Genomic DNA, 20,785 nt, shown 5'->3' with positions numbered 1-20,785 from the left:
CACGCCCAGGAAGGCCCCCTGCCCGAGGGAGATCTGCCCGGTGAAACCCGTCAGGATGTTGAGCCCCACCGCCCCGATGACGGCGATGGCGACCTGCATCGTGATCCAGAGGTACTCGCCCTTCACAAGGAACGGCCATGCAAGGAGAAAAAGCAGGAACGCGGCCACGCAGAACCTGGTGACCGGCGTCTGGAGGATCTCCATGTCCTTCTCGTAGGAGGTCCGGAAATCGCCGCAATAATGCATGTCAGACCCTCTCGATCTCTTTCGTGCCGAACAGCCCGTACGGCTTGATCATCAGGATGATCACCAGGATCACGTACGGGGCGACTTCCTTCACTCCGCTGAGGTCGAAATAGGTCTTGAAGAAGCCGTCGGACAGGTTCTCGAGCACGCCGATGATGACGCCCCCCAACGCCGCCCCGAGAATGGAATCGAGCCCGCCCAGGATGGTGGCCGGGAAGACCTTGAGCCCGAAGTGGAACAGGGAATTGTTGATGCCGTTGATGTTCCCGATAAGCACCCCTCCGATCCCCGAGACGACGGCGGAGATCACCCAGGAGAGCGCGAAGATGCTCTTGACCGAAATCCCCATCGACTGCGCGACCTGCTGATTGAACGCGGTGGCCCGCATCGCCACGCCCGCCTTCGAGTACTTGAAGAAGACGGAGAAGACGGCCAGCAGGAAGACCGAAAGCACGAAGCACCATACGAATTCGAGCGACACGGGGACCCCCAGGATCGTGATCATCTCCTGCGGGAAAAGCTTCGGCTTGTAGACGAGGATGTCCGTCCCCCAGATCACCGCGACGGCGGACCGGAGCACGAGGGAGAGCCCGATGGTCACCATGATGATCGAGATGATCGGCTCCCCGATCATCGGCCGCAGGATCGCCCGCTCGATGAACAGCGCCAGCGTCAACGAGAAGAGGATCGTCAGCATGAGCGCCCCCCAGAAGGGGATGCCCATCTGCACGAGGAAGGCGTAGCAGACGTATGCCCCCACCATGAGGAACTCCCCCTGGGCGAAGTTGACCACCCGCGTCGCCTTGTAGATGATCACGAAGCCCAGCGCCACGGCCGAATAGATGCTTCCGACGACCAACCCGCTGATCACGAGCTGGAGGAAATACTGAAGGGTCATCTCCTCTCCTTTACAGGTAACGGACGGCGAGCGTCGTCCGTATCCGCGACGTCTTCCCGTCCTGGTACTTGATGACCGCGTCGATCGGGATCTCCCGGTCCCCCGCGTAGATTCCCTCGATCACGTGCCGATACCGCTCCCCGACGAAGCTCCGGCGGACCTTCCGCGTCCGGGTCAGCTCGTCGTCGTCCGCGTCGAGCTCCTTGTAGAGCGGGACGAACCGCTGGATCCGCGTGCTCGCCGGCAGGGTGGCGTTGACCTTGGCGACCTCCTCCGCGAGCAGCTCGAGGACCTCCGGCTTCCCCGCCAGGTCGGTGTACGTCGTGTACGAGATCCTGCGCCCCTCCGCCCACTTCCCGACATTCGGGTAATCGATGCACAGCATCGCGGCCAGGAGGTCCCGCCCGTCGCCCAGGCAGACGCACTCCTTGATGTACGGGGAGAACTTCAGCTTGTTCTCTATGAACTGCGGAGAGAACCGGGTGCCGTCGTTCAGGTGCATCACGTCCTTGACGCGGTCGATGACGATCAGGTGCCCCGCCTCGTTGAAATATCCCGCGTCGCCCGAGTGGAGCCAGCCGTCCGAGAGGGTCTTCGCCGTCTCCTCGTCGTTCTTGTAGTAGCCGAGGAAGACCGAAGGGGACCGCGAAAGGATCTCTCCCGTGTCGGAGATCCGGATCTCGGTCTCCGGGATCGGCTTGCCCACGGAGTCGAAGTCGACGTCCCCCTCCCGGTGGATGCAGGAGATGCCCGAGATCTCCGTCTGCCCGTAGATCTGCTTGAGGTTCACGCCCATGGCGGTGAAGAACCGGAAGACGTCCGGCCCCAGCGCCGCTCCGCCGGTGGAGGCGCTCCGAAGCCGCAGGAGTCCGAGCCGGTCCTTCAGCGCCCGCAGGACCAGCCAGTACGCCAGCTTCTGCCGCGCCTTCAGATGAAGCGGGGGGTCCTGCTTCCGGAACAGCGCGTCCGCGTAGGCGTACCCGACCGGGAGCGCCCAGTGGTACATTTGCCGCTTGAGCCACGATGCGTCCAGCACCTTCACCTGGACGGTGGAGGTCATGTTCTCCCAGATCCGCGGGGGGGAGAACATGACGGTCGGGCCGATCTCCCGGATGTTCTCCTGGACCGTCTCGGGCCGCTCCGGAAAGTTCACCGGAAAACCGGTGAGCAGCGCGCTGGAGAGGCACATCATCTGCTCCCCGATCCACGCCAGCGGCAGGAAGGACACGAATTCGTCGTCCTCGAACTTCGGGTCCACCTCCATCAGGTTCGCCGCCATGCTGAGAAGGTTGCGGAACGTGAGCAACGCGCCCTTCGGGAACCCCGTGGTCCCGGAGGTGTAGCAGATGAACGCCATGTCGTCGATCCGCGTCTTACCGACGTTCCTTTCGTACGTCCCCGGATCCCTCCGCTCGAGGTCATGGCCGGAATTCTGGACCTCCCGGAAATCGAGGAGGTGCGGTTCCTGGTACCCCCGCATCCCCTTGGGGTCGCTGTAGATCACGAAGCGGACCTTCGGGAGCTGCTCCTTCATGTCGAGGATCTTGTCGACCTGCTCCTGGTCCTCGGCGATCACGATGGAGGCGTCGGAGTGGTCGATGATGTAGGCTACTTCCTTGAGCGTCGAATCCTGGTAAAGCCCCAGCGGGACCGCTCCCGCCGCCTGCACCGCCACTTCGGCCCAAACCCACTCGGGGCGGTTGTCCCCGATGATCGCCACCTTGTCCCCGCGGGAGAGCCCCAGGGTCGTCAGCCCCAGGGAGAAATATTTCACCTGCTCGCGGTATTCCTTCCAGGTGAACTCCTGCCAGATGCCGAACTCCTTCTCCCGCATCGCCACCTTCCGGTCCCCGAAGCGCTCGGCGTTGCGCTCGAGAAGGCGGGGAAACGTGCCGTGGGTCTCGAGGAGCCCCCTCATGGCTCGAACGCCCCCAGCCCCTTCAGGAAGCTGTCGTCTTCCCCGATGTAGGCCCGGATGACGTGCGGGTTCCCGGCAACCTCCGCGGGCGCCCCTTCCGCGATCTTCACCCCGAAGTCGAGGACGCTCACCTTGTGGCTGATGTCCATGACGACGCCCAGGTCGTGCTCGATCAGCAGGACCGTCACCCCCCGCTCCTCGTTGATGTCGATGATGAAGCGGGCCATGTCCTCCTTCTCCTCGAGGTTCATCCCCGCCATCGGCTCGTCCAGCAGCAGCAGCTTCGGCTTCAGCGCCAGCGCCCTGCCGAGCTCGACGCGCTTGCGCAGGCCGTACGCGAGCGTGCCCACGGGCTTCTTGCGGATGTTCTCGATCTCCAGGAAATCGATGATCTCCTCGACCTCCCTCCGGTTCGCGATTTCCTCTTTCCGGGCGGGCCCGAGGAAGAATCCCCCGGCGAGCACCCCGCATTCGAGGAACTGGTGGCGCCCCAGCATGAGGTTGTCGAGAACGGTCATATGGTGGAACAAAGCGATGTTTTGAAAGGTGCGGGCGATGCCGAGGCGGGTGATCCGGTCCGGCTTCAGGCCGTTGATGGGGCGCTCCTCGAAGAGGATCGTTCCCCGCTGGGGCCGGTATACGCCGGAGATGCAGTTGAAGACGGAGGTCTTCCCCGCGCCGTTGGGGCCTATGATGGCGTGGATGCTTCCCTTCTCCACGCGGACCGTGACCTCATTGATGGCCTTCACACCGCCGAAGGCAAGGTTGATGTCTTCGATCCTGAGCAGCGGCATGCCTTCTCCCTGAAAAATTTATATATAGTAAAACAACCGGGGTGCATATTTCAAACCAATGTTTGAAGGCGACCGTCGCTCGCCGGAAAGTGCCCGTCCCCGTTGCCATTCCGGGGCGGTTTGGTTAGCATGGAATCATGCGGAAAACGGCGGCCCGCATCATGAAAACGTTGTGGATTCCGGGGATCGCGCTGCTCTTCCTCGGACATCCCGGAAGCGCCCTCGGCGACATCTTCCGATGGGTCGACGGCGAAGGGGTGGTCCATTTCACCGACGATCCTTCGAAGATCCCCTCCAAGCACCGGGTCAAGACGGATAATATCCTGAAATCCCCTCCCGTCTCCGGAAAACCCTCCGTATCGACGATGGGGGCTCCCTCTTCCTCTCCGGTCGGGCCGTCCGCCCCTCCGCCCGCCGAGGTCCCCGACTCTTTCCGGATGCCCGTCCCCCAAAGGGATGAACCGGAAGGCAAGGCGGAGGAGTTGCGCGCCAAGATCGCCGCCAAGGAACAGTTCATCGAGAGGATCGACCGGAAACGCTCCACCACCCTCAATCCGCTGGGAAACCGGTTCGTCTCCCCGGAAGACCAGGAACTCTACAGGAAATATTCGGAGGAGCTTCCGAAGGACCGCGAGCTGCTGCGGGAGATCGCCCCCGCGGGCCCTTGAATTACAGGATCGCGAACTCCGGCGGCGCCGGGCAGACGGCCTCGATCCGTTCCCCGGTGACGGGATGCGGGAAAACCGCGACTTCCGCATGCAGCATCATGCGGACCCTCCCGGGCCCTTCCGGAGGAACCGCCCCGTACCTCCGGTCGCCCACGATCGGGTGACCCGCCGCGGCGAGATGCGCGCGGATCTGGTGCCTCTTCCCCTTCGAGATCGTGGCCCGTACCAGGGTCCTCCCGTTCCCGGACCGTATCGGCTCGACCAGCGTCCACCTCCCCGGATCCGGGTCCTTCCGGCCCCGCAGGACCCGGACGGTCTCTCCCCCTCCGGTTTCCACCTGCCAGTCGATCGAAACGCCGGTCGCCATGTCCCCTTCCACGACGCAGAGATACCTTTTCTCGAGCCGCCCCATTTCCCTGGCATGCCGCAGCGCGTCGAACGCCTGGCGGGTCAGGGCCGCCGGCACCGCGCCGCTCGTCGCGTAGTCCAGGCGCGTAAGGAAGGTCAGCCCGGGCACGGGAGCGATCTCCTCGACGCGCGGATAACGCTTGCGGAGGAGGCCGGCCAGGGTTCCGGCTTCGTTCGGGCGCTGCGGTTCGGTGTGGACGTCGGCCGGCTTGCACAGGACCGCGACGCTCCCGTCCTCGAAAACGACATCCGCGCCCGGAACATCGCAGGGGACCGGCAGCCAGTCCTCGTTTTCCGCGATGGCATCCACGGTCACCGTCTCCCCCTCCCGCACGGAGGCGCCTTTCGCGCACAGCGACCCGCCCACCCGGACCGCCCCCGATTCGAGGGCGTGCCGCACGCTGCGCGAGGGGAGCCCGGGAAACCGGCCCCGGAGGCACCGGTCCAGCCGCATGCCCGACTCTTCCGGGGAAACAACGAATTTCCGGTTTCTCAGCATGGCAGGGAATATACTGGTATCGGGGACATCGATCGGAAAGATCCCGTCAACCCGGACGCCGGAATACCGGAGAAGGGGGTGCCGCCGATGTATAAGAAGATCCTTGTTCCGCTGGACGGCTCCGCCCTGGCGGAGCGGGCCATCTGGCACGCGGGAGAGATCGCCAGGGGGGCCGACGCCGAGATCCTTCTCCTGCAGGCCGTGTACGTTCCCATGCCCGTCGTTCCCGAATCCGCCCTGTTGACGGAAGGAAAGCTCCTCGAGGAAGTGGCGAAGAGCGCCTCGGAGTACCTGGACCGGATCGGCGCGGAGATGCGCGCCGCAGGGCACAGGGTCCGGACGATCATCGACGAGCGCCCTCCCGCCGAGGCCATCCTGCATGTCGCCGAACAGGAACGGGCGGACCTGATCGTGATGAGCACCCACGGGCGGAGCGGGCTGTCGCGCCTGATGTTGGGCAGCATCGCGGAAAATGTCCTCCGCCACACCCATTGCACGATCATGTTCGTGAAGCCGGAACGTCCCGCGGCGGCGGCCGCCAAGGAGGAGTCCCGGTACAACGCCGCATCTTGAGGCGCAGGAAGCCCCCGGGGAACCGCCGGGGGCTTCCGCGCTATTCCTCGATGACGCTTGCCTTCACGATGGTCACGGGTTCCTTCGGGACGTCGTCGTAACCTTTCGTCTTGACGGTATGCACCCGCGAGATCTTCCCCACCACGTCCATCCCATCGATCACCTTGCCGAACACCGCGTAACCGAAATCGTGGGGCGTTTTCCCCCGGTAGTTGAGGAAGTCGTTGTTCACCGTGTTGATGAAGAACTGGTCCGTGGCCGAATCGACGACCGCCGTCCGCGCCATCGCGACGGCGCCGCGCTCGTTCTTCAACCCGTTGTCGGCCTCGTTCCGGATCGGCGGGCGCTTCGATCCCCGCGGCCGCATGTCCTCCGTGAAGCCGCCGCCCTGGATCATGAAGTCGCCGATCACCCGGTGGAAGATCAGCCCGTCGTAATGTCCCTCCCGGACGTAGGCGAGGAAATTCTCCACGGTGACGGGGGCGCTCTCCGGGTAGAGCTCCATCCTGATTTCCCCCATGTTCGTTTCCAAAAGGACCAGGGGCATCGTTTCCTCCCAATGCGTAATCTATTGAGCCATCATAAGGAATTTTCCTTGTTTCCTCCACAATTCCCGCGCCGGTTTTTGACTATAATGAGCCCGATGATCCCGTTTAGGCACAGTTTCCCGCTGCGCTTGGCGGTCGTCCTCGCCGCCCTGCACGCGTTCCCGGATCACGCCGCGGGCGCCGATAAGGTGCTGCTTTCGATCGGCGACGCCGCGCGGATCGCCATCGAGCGGAATCTGGGCCTGAAGGTCGCCTCCCACGACCCGGCGATCGCGGAGACCGGCATCCGGAAGGCCCGGTCCATCTACGACCCGGCGTTTTCCGCGCTGCTCGATCACAGCGGATCGAACCTCCAGACCTTCCCGGGCTCGTCCCTCGTCGACCGTCCCCGGTTCTTCGATTTCGACGCCTCGGTCTCCCGACTGCTGTCCACGGGGGCGACGACCTCGGTCTCCTTCACCAACCAGCTTTTCCGGGACAATCTGGGACTGGTCTCCTCCCGGTTCGCCCGCCCGGCGCTGACCTTGTCCTTCTCGCAGCCGCTCCTGAAAGGGCTGGGGCGGGAGGTCACGGAGGCGGGGATCACGACGGCGGAGGACGCGATGGACACCGCCCTCTCGGAATGGAACCGGCAGGCCATCGAGACGGCCGCCGCCGCGAGGACGAGGTACCTCGACCTCGTTAAGGCACGGGAGAACCTGTCCACCCTGAAAGCGTCGCTCGACCTGGCGCGGCAGATCCACACTGAGAACGAGGGGCGCGTGAAGGCCGGGGTTCTCGCCGCCTATCAGCTCCAGGATTCCCTGCTGGGCGTGCTCCAGCGCCAGGCGGAGCTCCTGGTCGCCGAACGCGCGGCCCGGGACGCCGCCGACCGGCTGCTGGCCGTCTTGAACCTGCCCGCCGGCACGGTCATCGAGGATGCGGGGACCCCTCCGCCGGAGCCGATCGGTCTGCGGGAGGAGGACGCGATGCGGACCGCGATGTCGCGGCGCCCCGGGATCGCGAGCGCGCGCGTCTCAGTCCGGAACACGGAGTTCAACGAGCGCGTCACCCGGAACCTCGCCCTTCCCTCCCTGGCGCTGGAAGGCAGCGCCGGCGTAGTAGGGCTCGGGCGGGATTACGGCGAGGGCTTCGAGGACATGAGCGGAGGCGATTACACCGCATGGTCCGTGGGATTAAGCTTTTCCGTCCCGTTGGGGAACCGCTCCGCCCGGGCGGACCACGCGGCGGCGCGCCTCCGGGCGAGCCAGGCGCGCGTCCAGCTCGCATCCGCCGAGGAAGCCGCGGGCACCGAGGTGCGAACCGCGCTGCGCGCGGTCGATAGCCGCAGGGAAGAGATCGCGGTGACGGAACAGGGCGTTAGGGTCGCGGAAACGCAGGTGGAGCTTTACAGGAAAAGACAGCAGTTGGGGCTCGCCACCACGAAGGAGCTTCTCGAGGTGGAGACCGGGCTGACGAGGGCTCGAGTGTCCTACTCGTCCGCCCGCGCGGATTATCATACCGCTCTCACGGATCTCTGGAGGGCGACGGGCGAGCTGCTCGACCGCACGGGACTGAGGATAGAGGGAAAGGGGCCGGAACCGGCGAAACGGAAAGGTAAGCCATGAAGAAAGTGTGGATCGGGATCGTTCTCGCGGCACTCCTCGCATGCGGATCCTACCTGTATTACAGGAACGGAAACGGGGCGGCAGCCTACCGCATCGCGAAAGTGGAGCGGGGCGACATCGCCGACACGATCACCGCCACGGGCAACATCGCCGCCGTGATCACGGTCTCCGTCGGCAGCCAGATCTCCGGGACGATCAGCGAACTGCTCGCCGATTACAATTCCCGGGTGCGGAAGGGGCAGGTGATCGCCCGGATCGACCCCCGCCTCCTCGAGGCCGCCGTCCTCCAGGCCCGCGGAAACCTCGAAAGCGCCCGTGCCGCTCTCGAGAGGGCGGACGTCGCCGTGACGGACACCGGCAGGACATACCGGAGGAACACGGAGCTGCTCAAGGACGGGTTCGTGTCGCAGGCCGACGTCGACGCGGCCCAGACCGCGTACGAGCAGGCCGTGGCCTCGCGGAAAAGCGCCGAGGCCGCCGTCGTCCAGGCGACGGGATCGCTGAAGGTCGCCGAGACCAACCTCGAATACGCGACGATCCGCTCCCCGGTCGACGGGATCGTCATCTCCCGCGACGTGGATGTGGGGCAGACGGTCGCAGCGAGCTTCCAGACGCCGACCCTGTTCTCCATCGCGCAGGACCTCACTAAGATGCAGATCGACACGAACGTCGACGAGTCCGACATCGGCCGGGCCGCCGTGGGGCAGCCCGTCATCTTCACCGTGGACGCCTGGCCCGAAAGGAGCTTCACCGGGATCGTCGCCCAGGTCCGCAACGCCCCGATCGTCACCCAGAACGTCGTCACCTATAACGTGGTGATCCACGTAGACAACCGCGACCTCCTGCTCAAGCCGGGGATGACAGCGAACGTGACGATCCTCGTGAAGAAATACGAGAACGTATTGAAGGTTCCCAATCCTGCCCTTCGATTCCGCCCCGCGGACAAGGCGGATGGGGGCGGAGGCCGGCCGGCGGCGAGGCGGCAGGACGCGCCGTCGCAGCGGGTCTACCGGATCGGTCCCGACGGCAAACCCGCGGCGGTCCCCGTGAAGACGGGCGTGTCCGACGGCACGTTCACCGCGCTCCTCGAGGGAGATCTCAAGGAAGGCGACGAGTTGATCGTCGACCAGACTTCGAAACGCTCCGCGAGCGCTCCGGGAGGGGGCCCCATGGGGATGAATCCGATGCGGGGCTTCCGGTAAATTGGGCACCGCAACGATCGAACTCCGCGGGGTCGCCAAGACCTACGTCGTCGGAGACGTTTCCGTGGCAGCCCTCAAAGGAGTCGACCTGGCCATCGCCCCGGGCGAAGTCGTCGCGGTGATGGGCCCCTCGGGCTCCGGGAAATCCACCCTGATGCACATCATTGGCTGCCTGGACCGCCCCACGTCCGGGAGCTACCTGCTCGACGGGAGGGAGGTCGGCTCCCTTTCGAGGAACGACCGGGCGGTCCTGCGGAGAGACAGGATCGGCTTCGTCTTCCAGGGATTCAATCTCCTCCCCCGCCTCTCCGCGCGGGAAAACGTCGAGCTGCCGATGGTGTACAACGACACGCCGGGGTCGGTTCGCCGGAAGAAGGCGCTTGAAGCGCTTGCTTCCGTCGGTCTCGAAAGCCGCGCGCACCACCTCCCGAGCCAGCTTTCGGGCGGGCAGCAGCAGCGGGTGGCCATCGCCCGCGCGATCGTCAACGCCCCGGCGCTGCTCCTCGCGGACGAGCCCACGGGGAACCTCGACACGGCCACCAGCGGCGAGATCATGGGGATCTTCCAGCGGCTGAACGACGACTCCGGAATCACGATGGTCCTCGTGACCCACGAAACCGACATCGCCGGCTACGCGCGGCGGGTGATCCGTTTCCGGGACGGGATCCTCGTTGAGGACGCGCCGGTGGCCGACCGCAGGAAACATTCCCCGCAGGAGGGCGCGTAATGAACCTCTACTCCGCCGGGAAGGTCTCCTTCCGCTCCCTGCGCGCCAACAAGTTGCGCTCCGGACTTACGATGCTCGGCATGATCATCGGCGTCTCGGCGGTCATCGTCATGGTCGCCCTGGGCCAGGGGGCGAACGAGCGGATCGCCGCGCAGATCGCCTCCGCGGGATCGAACCTGCTCCTGGTGCTTCCCGGCAGCACGACCTCCGGGGGCTTAAGGGCCGGGTTCGGGAGCACGCCGACCCTCACGATGGCGGACGCCCGGGCCATTGCGAAGGAGATCCCCTCCGTCGCGATGGTTTCCCCCACGTCTCGCACCACAGGCCCGGTGGTCTACGGGAACCAGAACTGGAGCACGATCCTGCAGGGAGGCTCCCCCGAGTTCATCGAGATACGGAACTGGAACACCACTTCCGGCAGGAACTTCACCCGGCAGGAGATGGACGCCTCGGCGAAGGTCTGCCTGCTGGGAGCCACCGTGGCCGAGAACCTGTTCGGCGACGAGGACCCGGTGGGCAAGATCGTCCGGGTGAAGCGGGCCCCCTTCCTCGTGGTCGGCCTGCTGGAGCGGAAGGGGCAGTCTCCGGGCGGCACGGACCAGGACGACACGGTGATCGTTCCCGTCACGACCCTTGTCAAGAAGCTTTCGGGAACCGCCCATCCGGGATCGGTCGGCGCTCTCCTCGTCCAGGCCGTCGACGGGGACCGGCTGAAGGAGGCGGAGCGGGAGGTGGCCTTGCTGCTGCGGCAGCGCCACCGGATCGGGCCGGGGCAGGACGACGACTTCAACGTCCGGAACCTGACGGAGATGGCGTCGCTGGCCGAGACCGCCACAAGGACCATGAGCCTGCTGCTTGGCGGCATCGCCTCCGTTTCCCTGCTCGTCGGGGGGATCGGGATCATGAACATCATGCTGGTCTCGGTGACGGAGCGGACCCGGGAGATCGGCATCCGGATGGCGGTGGGCGCCCGCGAACGCGACATCCTCTCGCAGTTCCTGATCGAGGCGGTGCTGCTGGCGCTCACCGGCGGGGCGATCGGGATCGCCCTCGGGGTGACCGGCTCGCTCCTCATCTCCCGGTTCGCGGGGTGGAACACGCTCGTTTCCCCGGCTTCCGCGGTGGTGGCGTTCGGATTCTCCGCGGCGGTCGGCGTCTTCTTCGGCTTCTACCCCGCCCGGAAGGCCTCCCGGCTCGACCCGATCGAGGCGCTGCGGTACGAATAGCGGCTTGGTGAGAAATGCGGGGTAGCTAGTCTGCCGGGAAGCGCACCGTGATCGCGGTGTTCGCGCCGTTCTTCCCTCCGGACGGCATCTCCGCCCTGACGAGCACCTTCGTCACTCCACCCTTCGGCGGACGGCCGTACGCGGCCTGGAAATCGTCCGCCGGCCTCCGCGCGGAGGAGATCGTCTTTCCCGCCTCTTCCGGCCCCGCCAGAATGAACACGGTCTCCTCCTCCCAAAGGCGGTACATCGAGCCGACCGGGAGACGCGTCCCCCACGCGTAGGTCAACCGGATCCCCGAGGGACGGAAGCCGTTCCGCAACTCCTTGAAGAAGAGGAGGAACCTCCCGGTCCAGCCGAGCTTCAGGCGGTCTCTGCCGTAGACGAGGGTCACCGAGACGGGAAAATCCGCGTTCCCCGGCAGATACTCGTTCCCTCCCGGCCGGACCGGATCGGTGGACATCCGGAGGAGGACGTTGTCGAACGCCGCCGGAACGTCGCGCGAGAAGACCACCCCCGTGCCGGGACGCATCTTGAGCTCCAGGGCGATCCCGTTGTCGGAGTAGCCTGCGCGGATCTCCGGGAGGCCTTCGAGAAGGCCGATGCCCGACCGGCTCCAGCCGTGGCTCGCTTCGTCCTGAGGAAAGGCCGGGGCCGCGAAAAGGATCGCGGCGGCCAGAACGGCGGCGATTCCGGACATCCGTTTTCGATCAGGCATCGTCCCCCCGTTCCTCCACGCGACGCAGGACGCGGTGGCTCGTCCCCGCAAGCCTTTCCTCGAACCGGCCCGCGCATTCCGACGTTCTGTCGAACAGCTCCCCGCGGAACACGACGCGGACGCGGAACTCCCCTTCCGTGAGCGGATACGACCCGATGCCGACGTCGGGAAAGGCTTCCATGCACTCCCGCATGATCCCCGCGAAAGAGGATTCGGGCGCCATGGAGTAAAGGGTGATCCGTGTCTTGCGGGCGCCGGAGACCAGCGGCCGCACCCACGGGAACATCGCCTGGAGGAGCACGGGGATGCCCGGGAAGACGGCCATCCGATGGATGTGGAACCCCGGCGCCCCCGAGAGCGGGTTCGGGATCAGCGTCGCGCCTTCCGGTACGTAAGCCATCAGGATCCGGTACCTCGGGTCTCCTCCGGGGCGCGGCGGCAAGGCGTCCAGCGCTTTCTTCGCCTCCTCGTTCAGGACCAGCGGCACTCCCGCGACCTCCGCGACGGCGTCCCTCGTGATGTCGTCGGGAGTCGGTCCGATCCCGCCGGTGAGGATCAGGAGGTCCGTCTCCTCGAGGTAGGCCTTCAGGTGGCGGACGACGACGGGGATATCGTCCGGGAGGATCGCGCACAGGACGGTTTCCGCGCCCCAGTCGGCCAGCAGGGGAAGCATGTAGGCGAGGTTCGCCTCCCGAACCTCCCCTTTCAGAACTTCGTCCCCCAGGATGACGATGCCGACCCTGATCGCCATGCGCTCCCCCGCCGCCGAATCATCCCATATTACCTGTTCCCATACCGCCGAAGGAGGGGAAAATCATTGACAGCGGCTTCGCCCTCTCGCTAACGTGAGGTACACCCGACAGGAGCTTACACCTTGAAAAAAACCGTCACGTACAAGGATGCCGGAGTCGACATCGACGAGGGGGAGCGCCTCGTATCCCTGATCCGGCCGGCGGTCCGCACGACGCACCGGAAGGAAGTGCTCGGCGGGATCGGCGGGTTCGCCGGCTTCTTCCGATTCCCCGCGCGGAAGTACCGCGATCCCGTGCTCGTCTCGGGGACCGACGGGGCGGGCACCAAGGTCAAGGTGGCCGCGATGGCGGGAAAGTTCGACACCGTCGGGATCGACCTCGTCGCGATGTGCGTGAACGACATCCTCGTCCACGGCGCCGAGCCGCTCTTTTTCCTCGACTACTACGCCACGGGACGGCTCTCCGCCTCGGACGGGGCGCAAGTGGTTTCCGGCGTCGCCGAGGGATGCCGCCAGGCGGGCTGCGCGCTCCTTGGAGGCGAAACCGCGGAGATGCCTTCCGTCTACGCCCCGGGCGAGTTCGACCTGGCCGGGTTCGCCGTGGGCGCGGTGGAGCGGAAGAAGATCGTCACCGGGAAAGCCGTCCGTCCGGGCGACGTCCTCGTGGGGCTCGCCTCCTCCGGGCTGCACAGCAACGGCTACTCCCTGGCGCGCAAGGTCGTCTTCGGGATCCTCGGGAAGCGCATGAACCAGCGGGTCGCCGACTGGGGCGCCACCGTCGCCGAGGAGCTTCTTCGCCCCACGCGGATCTACGTCCGTCCCGTCCTTTCTCTCCTCCGGAAGACGGCCATCCACGGCATGGCGCACATCACGGGCGGCGGCATCACGGGAAACGTGCCCCGCTCCCTCCCTCGCGGGACGGTCGCGCGCGTCGATCTTTCCGCGTGGGAGACGCCCCCGGTCTTCCGGACCCTGTGCGAGGCGGCGGCGCTCCCGGAGGCGGAGAGGTACCGCACGTTCAACATGGGCATCGGAATGGTCCTGATGGTTCGCCCGGCGGACGCCGACCGCGCCGTCGCCCATTTCCGGAAGGCGGGCTTTCCCGCCGCCGCGATCGGGGAAGTGCGGAAAGGACGAGGGGAGCCGAAGGTCGCCCTCGTCGGAGAGCCCCGATGAAGCGGGAGGCGGTCATCGCCGTGCTCGTTTCGGGCAGCGGCTCCAACCTGCAGGCGATCATCGACGCTTCGGAGGCGGGCGGGTTTCCCGGGAAGGTGGGGCTCGTCCTCGGCAACAAGGCCGACGCGTACGGCCTCGTCCGCGCTCGCAGGCACGGAATCCCCACGGAAGTCGTTGACCACCGGGCGTTCGGATGCAGGGAGGATTTCGACGCCCGGATGGTGGAGATCCTCCGCTCCTACGACGTGGATCTGGTGTGCCTTGCGGGATTCATGAGGGTGGTGACGCCGGTCTTCCTCCGGGCGTTCCCTGGAAGGATCCTGAACATCCATCCCGCGCTGCTCCCCTCCTTCCCCGGCACGCACGGACCGGGGCAGGCGCTCCGCTACGGGGTGCGCTTCGCCGGCTGCACCGTGCACTTCCTCGATGAGGGAGTGGATACGGGCCCGATCGTCGTTCAGGCCGTCGTCCCCGTGTACGAGGACGATACCGAAGATTCGCTGGCCGGACGGATCCTTCAAGAGGAGCACCGGATCTACCCGATGGCGATCCGGCTGTTCCTCGAGGGCAGGCTGTCGATCGAGGGCCGGCGCGTGGTCACGCGGGGGACGGAAAAGGTGCCGGAATTCTCCCGGAGGAACCCGGACGCCTGAAGCTCATTCCCAGTGCAGCAGGATCCGGTAGCTCCAGTATTTCCAGCCTTCGATGAAATGCCTCCTCGCCCAGCGCCAGGCGACTCCGGCGGGATCCCCGCCTTCCGCGCGGACGCGGGACACCGACAGCGACACCTCCGGGGGGAGCATCTTGCGGAAGGCGAGGTGCGCACGGGGGACGTGATAATCGGAGGTCACGAGGATCACCGAGGCATACTTCCGCTCCTCCGCGATGGATTTCGCGGAGATGGCGTTTTCGAGGGTGTTCTCCGACCACCCTTCGACGCGGATCCTCGAACGGAAGCCGGGAGGGAGACCGGCGGCATCCGGGAGCAGCCTCTCAGGCTTCGCGTTCCGCCCCGCTCCGAGGATGCACAGCTCCTTCGCGGACCCCGACGACCAGATGCGGTACCCTTCCTGGATCCGTCCCTGCCCGCCGGTGAGCACGAACACCGCGTCGCACGGGATGGAGGGCGGGGGCGGGATCCGCAACGCCAGGAGGTGCGGAACGGCCGGGGGGGCCAGCAGCAGCGCCAGCAGGAGGAGGGGCCGCCGGATGCGGCGCCTCCCCGTACCGCTCCGATCCGGGACTTGTCTTTTCTGCCCGGCCATGATATTAATCTACGGTTCCATTAAAGGAGGTTGCCATGGCGAAGTGCTCGATTTGCGGAAAAGGCCCCAGCTTCGGACACAACGTTTCGCACGCCAACAACAGGACGCGGAAGGTCTGGCGGCCGAACGTCCAGCGCGTGAAGGCGATCCAGGAAGGCACGGTCCGGCACATCAGCGTCTGCACCCAGTGCATCAAGTCGGGAAAGGTCGTCAAGTCGGTCTGACCGCGACGGCGTCGATCTCGACCCTCGCCCCCGCCGGCAGCTTCGAAACCTGCACCGTGACGCGCGCCGGCGGGTCCCCCGCGAAAAAGGACCCGTAGACCTCGTTCATCGACTGGAACTCCCCCATGTCGACCAGGTAGACGGTCGTCTTCACGACCGACCCCAGCCCGGATCCCGCCGCCGAGAGCACCGCTTCCAGGTTCCGCAGCACCCGCTCCGTCTGCTCCCGGATCCCTCCCTCCACGAGCTTTCCCGTCGCCGGATCGAGAGGGATCTGCCCCGAGCAGAAGACGAACCCTCCGGAGATCACCGCCTGGGAATACGGACCGATGGCCGCCGGCGCCTCCGACGTCTTCACCGTTTCCCTGTTCATGGTCACCCCTTTCCTCTCTCCACCGTCTGAACCCCCCGCACCTTCTCGATCGACTTGATGAGGGAAGACAGGTGGGCCGCGTCGTTGACCGATACCTCGAAATTGCAGATGGCCCTTCGGTCGCGCGTCGTCGTGACGGACGCCCGCCGGATGTCCACTTCGCTTGCCGTGATCGTCCGGGAGATATCCGCCAGGAGCCCGGGCTTGTCGTCGCACACCACCCGGATCTTCACGGGGTGGACCGCCTTCGTCCCGGCCTCCCATGTCACCTCGATGGCCCGCGCCGGGTCGACTTCCAGGACCTTGGGGCACTCCCTTGTGTGCACCGTCACCCCGCGCCCCCGGGTGATGAATCCGATGATCGGGTCGCCGGGAACGGGATGGCAGCAGTTTCCGAGGCGGATGAAGATCCCGTCCATCCCCTTGACGACGATGGAGCTGGGCTTCCGGGCGACGACCTTCTTTATAAGGGTGGAGAGCCGGGACTCCTTCCCTCCCCGTTCCTGGAGCTGTTCCGCCGGGACGAGCCGCCGCAGCAGCGGCATGATCGACACCCTGCCGTACCCCAGCAGGCTCAGGTAGTCCTCGGGAGTCTTCAGGCGGTTCTCCTGGAGCACCTCCCCGAACTCCTTTCCCTTCATCACCTTGGCCGGGTTCAGGGAGTATCTCCGGAACTCCTTTTCCAGGATCTGGCGACCGAGGTCCATCGACTGCTCCATCTGTTCCTGGCGGAGCACGGCGCGGATCTTGTTCAGCGCGCGGGAGGTCTTGGCGATCTTCAGCCAGTCCCGGCTCGGCTTGTGGGACGGCTGGGTGATGATCTCGACGACGTCGCCGTTCTTCAGAGTCGTCTTCAGAGGAACCATCCGGCCGTTCACCTTCGCACCCACGCACTTGTTTCCGACCTCGGTGTGGATCGCGTAGGCGAAATCGATCGGGGTCCCCCCCCGCGGCAGCTCCTTCACGTCGCCTCGAGGGGTGAAGACGTAGACCTCCTCGGGGAAGAGCTCCACCTTGACGGTGTTCATGAATTCCCGCGGGTCCTTCATGTCCTGCTGCAGCTCGAGGATCTGCCGCAGCCAAAGGAACATCTGGTCTTCCTTCTCCGCGGTCCGGCGCCCTTCCTTGTATCGCCAGTGGGCCGCCACGCCGTTCTCCGCCAGCGCGTGCATCTCCTCCGTACGGATCTGGATCTCCATCATCTCCGAGTTCGGGCCGAAGACCGTCGTGTGGAGCGACTGGTACAGGTTGGTCTTCGGCATGGCGATGTAGTCCTTGAACCTGCCCGGGACCGGCTTCCACAGGCTGTGCACGATCCCCAGCGCGTTGTAGCACTCCCGAAGCGTCTTCGTGATGATCCGGAACCCGATGAAGTCGTACACGTGGTCGAAGTCGATCGCCTGGCGGTTCATCTTCTGGTAGACGCCGGCGAGGTGCTTCTCCCGTCCCGTGATCGTCGCTTCGATCCCCGCCTCCCCGCACTTCTCCTCCAGCAGGGAGATGACCTTGCGGATGTGCCCCTCGGTGTTCCGCTTCCTCTCCTCCGCCTGGCGGGAAAGCTCCTGGTACTGCTGGGGATGGAGCACCGCGAAGCAGCGGTCCTCCATCTCGGCGCGGACCCGGGACATCCCGAGCCGGGCCGCGATGGGAGCGTAGATCTCGATCGTCTCGCGGGCGATGGAGGCCTGCTTGTCGGCGGAAAGGTGCTGGATCGTGCGGAGGTTGTGCATGCGGTCGGCGAGCTTGACGAGGATGACCCGGAGGTCCTTCCCCATCGCCAGGATCATCTTCCGCAGCGATTCGGCCTTCTGGGCCGCCACGTCGGAGATGACCACGCGGCTGATCTTCGTGACCCCGTCCACGAGGAGCGCGACGGAATCTCCGAAGAGCTCGCGGACCTCCTCGATGCTGGCCACCGTGTCCTCCACCGTATCGTGGAGGAGCCCGGTCGCGACCGTTTCCTCGTCGAGGTTCCAGTCGGCCAGGAGGTAGGCCACGTTCAGGGGGTGGATCAGGTAGGGGTCGCCCGACTTCCGAAGCTGCCCGTGGTGCACCTTCGCGGTGAAGACGTACGCCTTGTGGATGAGATCTACGTTCGCTGCGGGGCGCGTCGCCTGGACCCGTTCGACGATATCGAGGACGCGGAACAAGGCGACCCGCCTTTCCGGAAGCTCTACTTGACCCGGACCTTCCCCTGGGCGACTTCGCGGAGCGCCACCACCGTCGGTTTCTCCTTCCTCGCCGTCGTGTCGATCGTGGCGCCCTGGCCGCCGTAAAGCTGCTTCGCCCGCTTGGCCGCGACCACCGTGAGCTGGAAATGGTTGTCCACCTTGCGAAGGCAATCCTCAACCGTTACTCGAGCCATCCCGCCCCTCTCCTTTTTCCCGGAGGATCCCGTCAACGACGTCCGCCATCCGCTCCCGGCGCAGCCTGCGCGCCCGGACGATGCATTCCACCTGGCGGACCGCCGTTTCCAGGTCTTTGTTCACCACGAGGTAATCGTAACTCTTGAGTTCCGAGATCTCCTGCCGCGCCGCTTCGTAACGGCGCTCCATGTCCTCCCGGCTGTCCCTTGCGCGCCGCTCCAGCCTGTCCCTCAGGGTCCCGCAATCCGGCGGGAGGATCCCGATCAACACCGCTTCCGGGATGGAAGCCTTGACGGAGCGCCCTCCCTGCACGTCTATTTCCAGCACCGCGTCGTCGCCGCCCGAGACAATTGCGTCCACCGCGGCGAAGGAGGTGCCGTAACGGTATCCGTAGACGCGGGCGTGTTCCAAAAACTCCTTGCAATCCACCATTTTATCAAATTCCTGCTCGCTTACGTAGAAATAATCCTTTCCCCCGGACTCTCCTTTCCGTCTCTCCCGCGTCGTATAGGAGACGGAGAGCACGAGCCGTTCGACCCTTGCGAGGAGCGCCCGGCAGATCGTGGTCTTCCCCGAGCCCGAAGGGGCCGATATGACGATGACATCGCCGCGCGGCATGGGCCGTCACTCCACGTTCTGGATCTGTTCGCGGATCTTCTCGAGCTCGTTCTTCGCCTTCACGATCAGCGCCGAGATGCCGGCGTGGGCGGACTTGTTCCCCGCCGTGTTGAGCTCCCGGAAGATCTCCTGGACCAGGAAGTCGAACCGCTTTCCCACCGCCTCCCCCTCCTCCCGGAAGAGCGCGTCCGCCGCTGCGAGATGCGCGTCGAGCCGATCGCACTCCTCGGTGATGTCCAGGCGGTCCACACGGATCGCCGCTTCCTGGTGGAGCCTTGCGGGGTCGATCCCCGCGGTCCCGGAAAGCGAGACGATCCGGTCGTGGAACCGGGCGACGGCCATCTCCCGGTTCGCGGCCGCGAGCGGCCGGACCTCCGCCGCGAGCGCGCAGATCCTCCCGACGGTCTCCCGCAGGACGGACTTGAGCCGCTCTCCCTCCTCGCGCCGCGCCGCCGAGAGCATCGCCAGCGACGCCCGCAACGCACCTTCGGCCTTCGGCCACAGCGCCTCCGCCGGGTCTTCTCCCTCCGGAGCTACGAGGAACAAATCCGGGACGGCGAACAGCTCCCGGAACGTCACTTCGCCTCCGATCCCGAACTCCTCGCGGATCCGGGCGGCCTCGTCGAGGAACGCCCGAAGCAGCTCCCGGTTCACTGATAACCTGGCGCCGGCCCTTCCCGCCTCGCGGACATTCACGTAGATGTCGACCTTGCCGCGCCGGAGGACTTCGCGGGCGATGTTCCGCACCCGCGGCTCCCAGGACAGGTACCGCGCCGGGCAGCGGACATGCAGATCGAGGAACCGGTGATTCACGGACCGGATCTCGACGGTGATGGAGGCGTCCCCGCCGTGCCCGTCCGCGCGGCCGAAGCCGGTCATGCTCATCCAGGACATGGTGCCGATCTTAGCACAACACGCCGGACGCCATATGCTCCCGACGCAGCTCCCGGAGCAGGCGCCGGATCTCGTCGGAGGCGTAGTCAGGGTAGGTCCAGGGCAGCGGCCGGTACTCTCCTTTCCGGAAAACCAGGGTGAGATCCGCGAACACTCCATCCCGCAGGTAAACCCGGTGCGTGAAGTTCTTTCCCGTCGCCAGGATGAAATTCTCGGGGGTGATCAGCCCGGGATCGAGGTTCACCGTGCGCCGGTCCCCGATGGACAGGTCGACCTCGATCCGCTCCAGGGCGATCTTGATGTCGGGAAGGGCGTCTCTCGGCACGGGCTCCTCCGCCCGGAGGAACCGCCGGAAAAGGGGGGAGCCCATTTCGGCGGCGTAATAATCCGTCCGGTCGAACGGGAACGCGGGCCCGGCGGGCCGCACCGCCCCGACCTTCTCCTCGATCCGGCGGATCGCCGCTTCGAGGTCTCTCTCTTCCCGGTAGATGGCGGATATCAGGAGCCGCGCGGAAGCCGGGACGCTTCGGATACTCATCCCCCGTTTTTACCGTAAGCCCGGACGGCGCGGAGCAGCTTCTCCGCGGTGATCGGAGAGGTCCCGACCTCCCCCACGACCACGCTCGCGGCGACGTTCGAAAGCATCGCCGCCTCGCGCAGGGGGGCCCCCACGGCGAGGCACGCGGCCAGCGTCCCGATCACCGTGTCCCCCGCGCCGGTGACGTCGAACACCTGCCGGGCGATCGCGGGGATATGGAAACATGCCTTCTTCCCGCGCTCCACCAGCGTCATCCCGTCCTCGCCCCGTGTGATGAGGACGGCATCCGCCCCGGCTTTCCGGAGCAGTTCCTTTCCCCCTTCCCACACGTCGAGGTCCGAACGCAGCTCCCGCCCACCCAGGGCCGCCTGCGCCTCCATCCTGTTGGGAGTGATGAGATTGCACCCCCGGTAGCAGGCGAAATCGGTCTGCTTCGGATCGACGGCCACGAAGATCCCCTTCGCCCGCGCCGCCCGGGTAGCCTCCCGCACCAGCTCCGCGGTGTGGATCCCCTTCCTGTAGTCCTAGAAAACGACCCCCCGGACCCCGTC

25 protein-coding genes are annotated in these 20,785 nt (G+C 65.9%); 9 read left to right on the top strand and 16 right to left on the bottom strand.

The features are described 5' to 3' along the window. The 4 genes from AB1346_13670 to AB1346_13655 all read right to left on the bottom strand — a co-directional run. Positions 1-246 (bottom strand): branched-chain amino acid ABC transporter permease (locus tag AB1346_13670; GenBank protein ID MEW6721490.1); only part of this gene is annotated, 246 nt, incomplete at its 3' end. Position 247: 1 nt separating this feature from the next. Further along, the gene (locus AB1346_13665) at positions 248-1,144 is read right to left on the bottom strand and encodes a branched-chain amino acid ABC transporter permease (protein ID MEW6721489.1); all 897 of its coding nucleotides are present in this window, start codon (positions 1,142-1,144) and stop codon (positions 248-250) included. Between the two features lie 10 nt (positions 1,145-1,154). Further along, positions 1,155-3,062 carry an AMP-binding protein gene (locus AB1346_13660; GenBank protein ID MEW6721488.1) on the bottom strand — a complete coding sequence of 636 codons (1,908 nt, stop codon included), beginning with the start codon at positions 3,060-3,062 and terminating at the stop codon, positions 1,155-1,157. Then, a complete protein-coding gene (locus tag AB1346_13655) occupies positions 3,059-3,856 on the bottom strand; it encodes an ABC transporter ATP-binding protein (GenBank protein ID MEW6721487.1) in 798 nt (265 codons plus the stop codon). The genes AB1346_13660 and AB1346_13655 overlap by 4 nt, the downstream gene beginning before the upstream one ends. Before the next feature lie 161 nt (positions 3,857-4,017). Here AB1346_13655 and AB1346_13650 point away from each other — a divergent pair, with 161 nt between their 5' ends. Next, positions 4,018-4,524, top strand: coding sequence for a DUF4124 domain-containing protein (locus tag AB1346_13650; protein ID MEW6721486.1), 507 nt, complete (start codon positions 4,018-4,020; stop codon positions 4,522-4,524). A 1-nt stretch (position 4,525) separates the two neighbouring features. Here the strand turns inward: AB1346_13650 and AB1346_13645 are convergent, their stop codons facing one another. Then, positions 4,526-5,386, bottom strand: coding sequence for an RluA family pseudouridine synthase (locus tag AB1346_13645; protein ID MEW6721485.1), 861 nt, complete (start codon positions 5,384-5,386; stop codon positions 4,526-4,528). A 132-nt stretch (positions 5,387-5,518) separates the two neighbouring features. Between AB1346_13645 and AB1346_13640 the strand changes: the two genes are divergently transcribed. After that, positions 5,519-6,004 (top strand): universal stress protein, encoded by a 486-nt coding sequence (locus AB1346_13640; GenBank protein MEW6721484.1) that lies wholly within the window; start codon positions 5,519-5,521, stop codon positions 6,002-6,004. A gap of 40 nt (positions 6,005-6,044) precedes the next feature. Here AB1346_13640 and AB1346_13635 read toward each other — a convergent pair whose 3' ends face one another. Continuing rightward, positions 6,045-6,551 carry a peptidylprolyl isomerase gene (locus AB1346_13635; protein MEW6721483.1) on the bottom strand — a complete coding sequence of 169 codons (507 nt, stop codon included), beginning with the start codon at positions 6,549-6,551 and terminating at the stop codon, positions 6,045-6,047. A 96-nt stretch (positions 6,552-6,647) separates the two neighbouring features. On the opposite strand from AB1346_13635, the gene AB1346_13630 reads away from it, so the two are divergent. From AB1346_13630 to AB1346_13615, 4 genes are read left to right on the top strand one after another with little or no spacing between them, the layout of a single operon-like run. Continuing rightward, entirely contained in the window at positions 6,648-8,159 is a 1,512-nt protein-coding gene (locus tag AB1346_13630; GenBank protein MEW6721482.1) for a TolC family protein, read from the top strand. Then, a complete protein-coding gene (locus AB1346_13625) occupies positions 8,156-9,361 on the top strand; it encodes an efflux RND transporter periplasmic adaptor subunit (GenBank protein MEW6721481.1) in 1,206 nt (401 codons plus the stop codon). Before AB1346_13630 ends, AB1346_13625 begins: the two co-directional genes overlap by 4 nt. A 1-nt stretch (position 9,362) precedes the next feature. After that, a complete protein-coding gene (locus AB1346_13620) occupies positions 9,363-10,088 on the top strand; it encodes an ABC transporter ATP-binding protein (GenBank protein MEW6721480.1) in 726 nt (241 codons plus the stop codon). Beyond that, positions 10,088-11,314: an ABC transporter permease gene (locus AB1346_13615; GenBank protein MEW6721479.1), complete on the top strand. Its 1,227-nt coding sequence runs from the start codon at positions 10,088-10,090 to the stop codon at positions 11,312-11,314. Before AB1346_13620 ends, AB1346_13615 begins: the two co-directional genes overlap by 1 nt. A 25-nt stretch (positions 11,315-11,339) precedes the next feature. Here the strand turns inward: AB1346_13615 and AB1346_13610 are convergent, their stop codons facing one another. Further along, positions 11,340-12,029, bottom strand: coding sequence for a hypothetical protein (locus AB1346_13610; GenBank protein ID MEW6721478.1), 690 nt, complete (start codon positions 12,027-12,029; stop codon positions 11,340-11,342). Continuing rightward, positions 12,022-12,780: a molybdopterin-binding protein gene (locus AB1346_13605; protein ID MEW6721477.1), complete on the bottom strand. Its 759-nt coding sequence runs from the start codon at positions 12,778-12,780 to the stop codon at positions 12,022-12,024. The genes AB1346_13610 and AB1346_13605 overlap by 8 nt, the downstream gene beginning before the upstream one ends. Before the next feature lie 123 nt (positions 12,781-12,903). Here AB1346_13605 and purM point away from each other — a divergent pair, with 123 nt between their 5' ends. Together purM and purN are read left to right on the top strand one after the other, a co-directional pair. Then, positions 12,904-13,956 (top strand): phosphoribosylformylglycinamidine cyclo-ligase, encoded by a 1,053-nt coding sequence (purM, locus tag AB1346_13600; protein MEW6721476.1) that lies wholly within the window; start codon positions 12,904-12,906, stop codon positions 13,954-13,956. Further along, entirely contained in the window at positions 13,953-14,609 is a 657-nt protein-coding gene (gene purN, locus AB1346_13595; GenBank protein ID MEW6721475.1) for a phosphoribosylglycinamide formyltransferase, read from the top strand. Before purM ends, purN begins: the two co-directional genes overlap by 4 nt. A 3-nt stretch (positions 14,610-14,612) precedes the next feature. Here purN and AB1346_13590 read toward each other — a convergent pair whose 3' ends face one another. Beyond that, positions 14,613-15,221 (bottom strand): YdcF family protein, encoded by a 609-nt coding sequence (locus AB1346_13590; GenBank protein MEW6721474.1) that lies wholly within the window; start codon positions 15,219-15,221, stop codon positions 14,613-14,615. 35 nt (positions 15,222-15,256) lie between these two features. Between AB1346_13590 and rpmB the strand changes: the two genes are divergently transcribed. Then, positions 15,257-15,445: a 50S ribosomal protein L28 gene (gene rpmB, locus AB1346_13585; protein ID MEW6721473.1), complete on the top strand. Its 189-nt coding sequence runs from the start codon at positions 15,257-15,259 to the stop codon at positions 15,443-15,445. On the opposite strand, the gene AB1346_13580 is transcribed toward rpmB, so the two are convergent. From AB1346_13580 to AB1346_13550, 7 genes are read right to left on the bottom strand one after another with little or no spacing between them, the layout of a single operon-like run. After that, positions 15,432-15,818 carry a RidA family protein gene (locus AB1346_13580; GenBank protein MEW6721472.1) on the bottom strand — a complete coding sequence of 129 codons (387 nt, stop codon included), beginning with the start codon at positions 15,816-15,818 and terminating at the stop codon, positions 15,432-15,434. The genes rpmB and AB1346_13580 overlap by 14 nt on opposite strands. A gap of 2 nt (positions 15,819-15,820) precedes the next feature. After that, positions 15,821-17,968 (bottom strand): bifunctional (p)ppGpp synthetase/guanosine-3',5'-bis(diphosphate) 3'-pyrophosphohydrolase, encoded by a 2,148-nt coding sequence (locus AB1346_13575; protein ID MEW6721471.1) that lies wholly within the window; start codon positions 17,966-17,968, stop codon positions 15,821-15,823. Positions 17,969-17,991: 23 nt separating this feature from the next. After that, the gene (gene rpoZ, locus AB1346_13570; protein MEW6721470.1) at positions 17,992-18,183 is read right to left on the bottom strand and encodes a DNA-directed RNA polymerase subunit omega; all 192 of its coding nucleotides are present in this window, start codon (positions 18,181-18,183) and stop codon (positions 17,992-17,994) included. Beyond that, the gene (gene gmk / locus AB1346_13565; GenBank protein MEW6721469.1) at positions 18,164-18,802 is read right to left on the bottom strand and encodes a guanylate kinase; all 639 of its coding nucleotides are present in this window, start codon (positions 18,800-18,802) and stop codon (positions 18,164-18,166) included. Before gmk ends, rpoZ begins: the two co-directional genes overlap by 20 nt. Before the next feature lie 6 nt (positions 18,803-18,808). Further along, a complete protein-coding gene (locus AB1346_13560; protein MEW6721468.1) occupies positions 18,809-19,696 on the bottom strand; it encodes a YicC/YloC family endoribonuclease in 888 nt (295 codons plus the stop codon). A gap of 10 nt (positions 19,697-19,706) precedes the next feature. Then, the gene (locus AB1346_13555) at positions 19,707-20,234 is read right to left on the bottom strand and encodes a DUF4416 family protein (protein MEW6721467.1); all 528 of its coding nucleotides are present in this window, start codon (positions 20,232-20,234) and stop codon (positions 19,707-19,709) included. After that, complete coding sequence (locus AB1346_13550; protein MEW6721466.1) at positions 20,231-20,725, bottom strand: PfkB family carbohydrate kinase; 495 nt, start codon at positions 20,723-20,725, stop codon at positions 20,231-20,233. Before AB1346_13550 ends, AB1346_13555 begins: the two co-directional genes overlap by 4 nt. Positions 20,726-20,785: the final 60 nt, after the last annotated feature.

Source organism: Thermodesulfobacteriota bacterium (genome assembly GCA_040758155.1).
Lineage (GTDB): Bacteria > Desulfobacterota > Deferrimicrobia > Deferrimicrobiales > Deferrimicrobiaceae > UBA2219.
The sequence above is the reverse complement of the archived record's forward strand: the minus strand, read 5'-3'. Positions and strand labels throughout refer to the sequence as shown.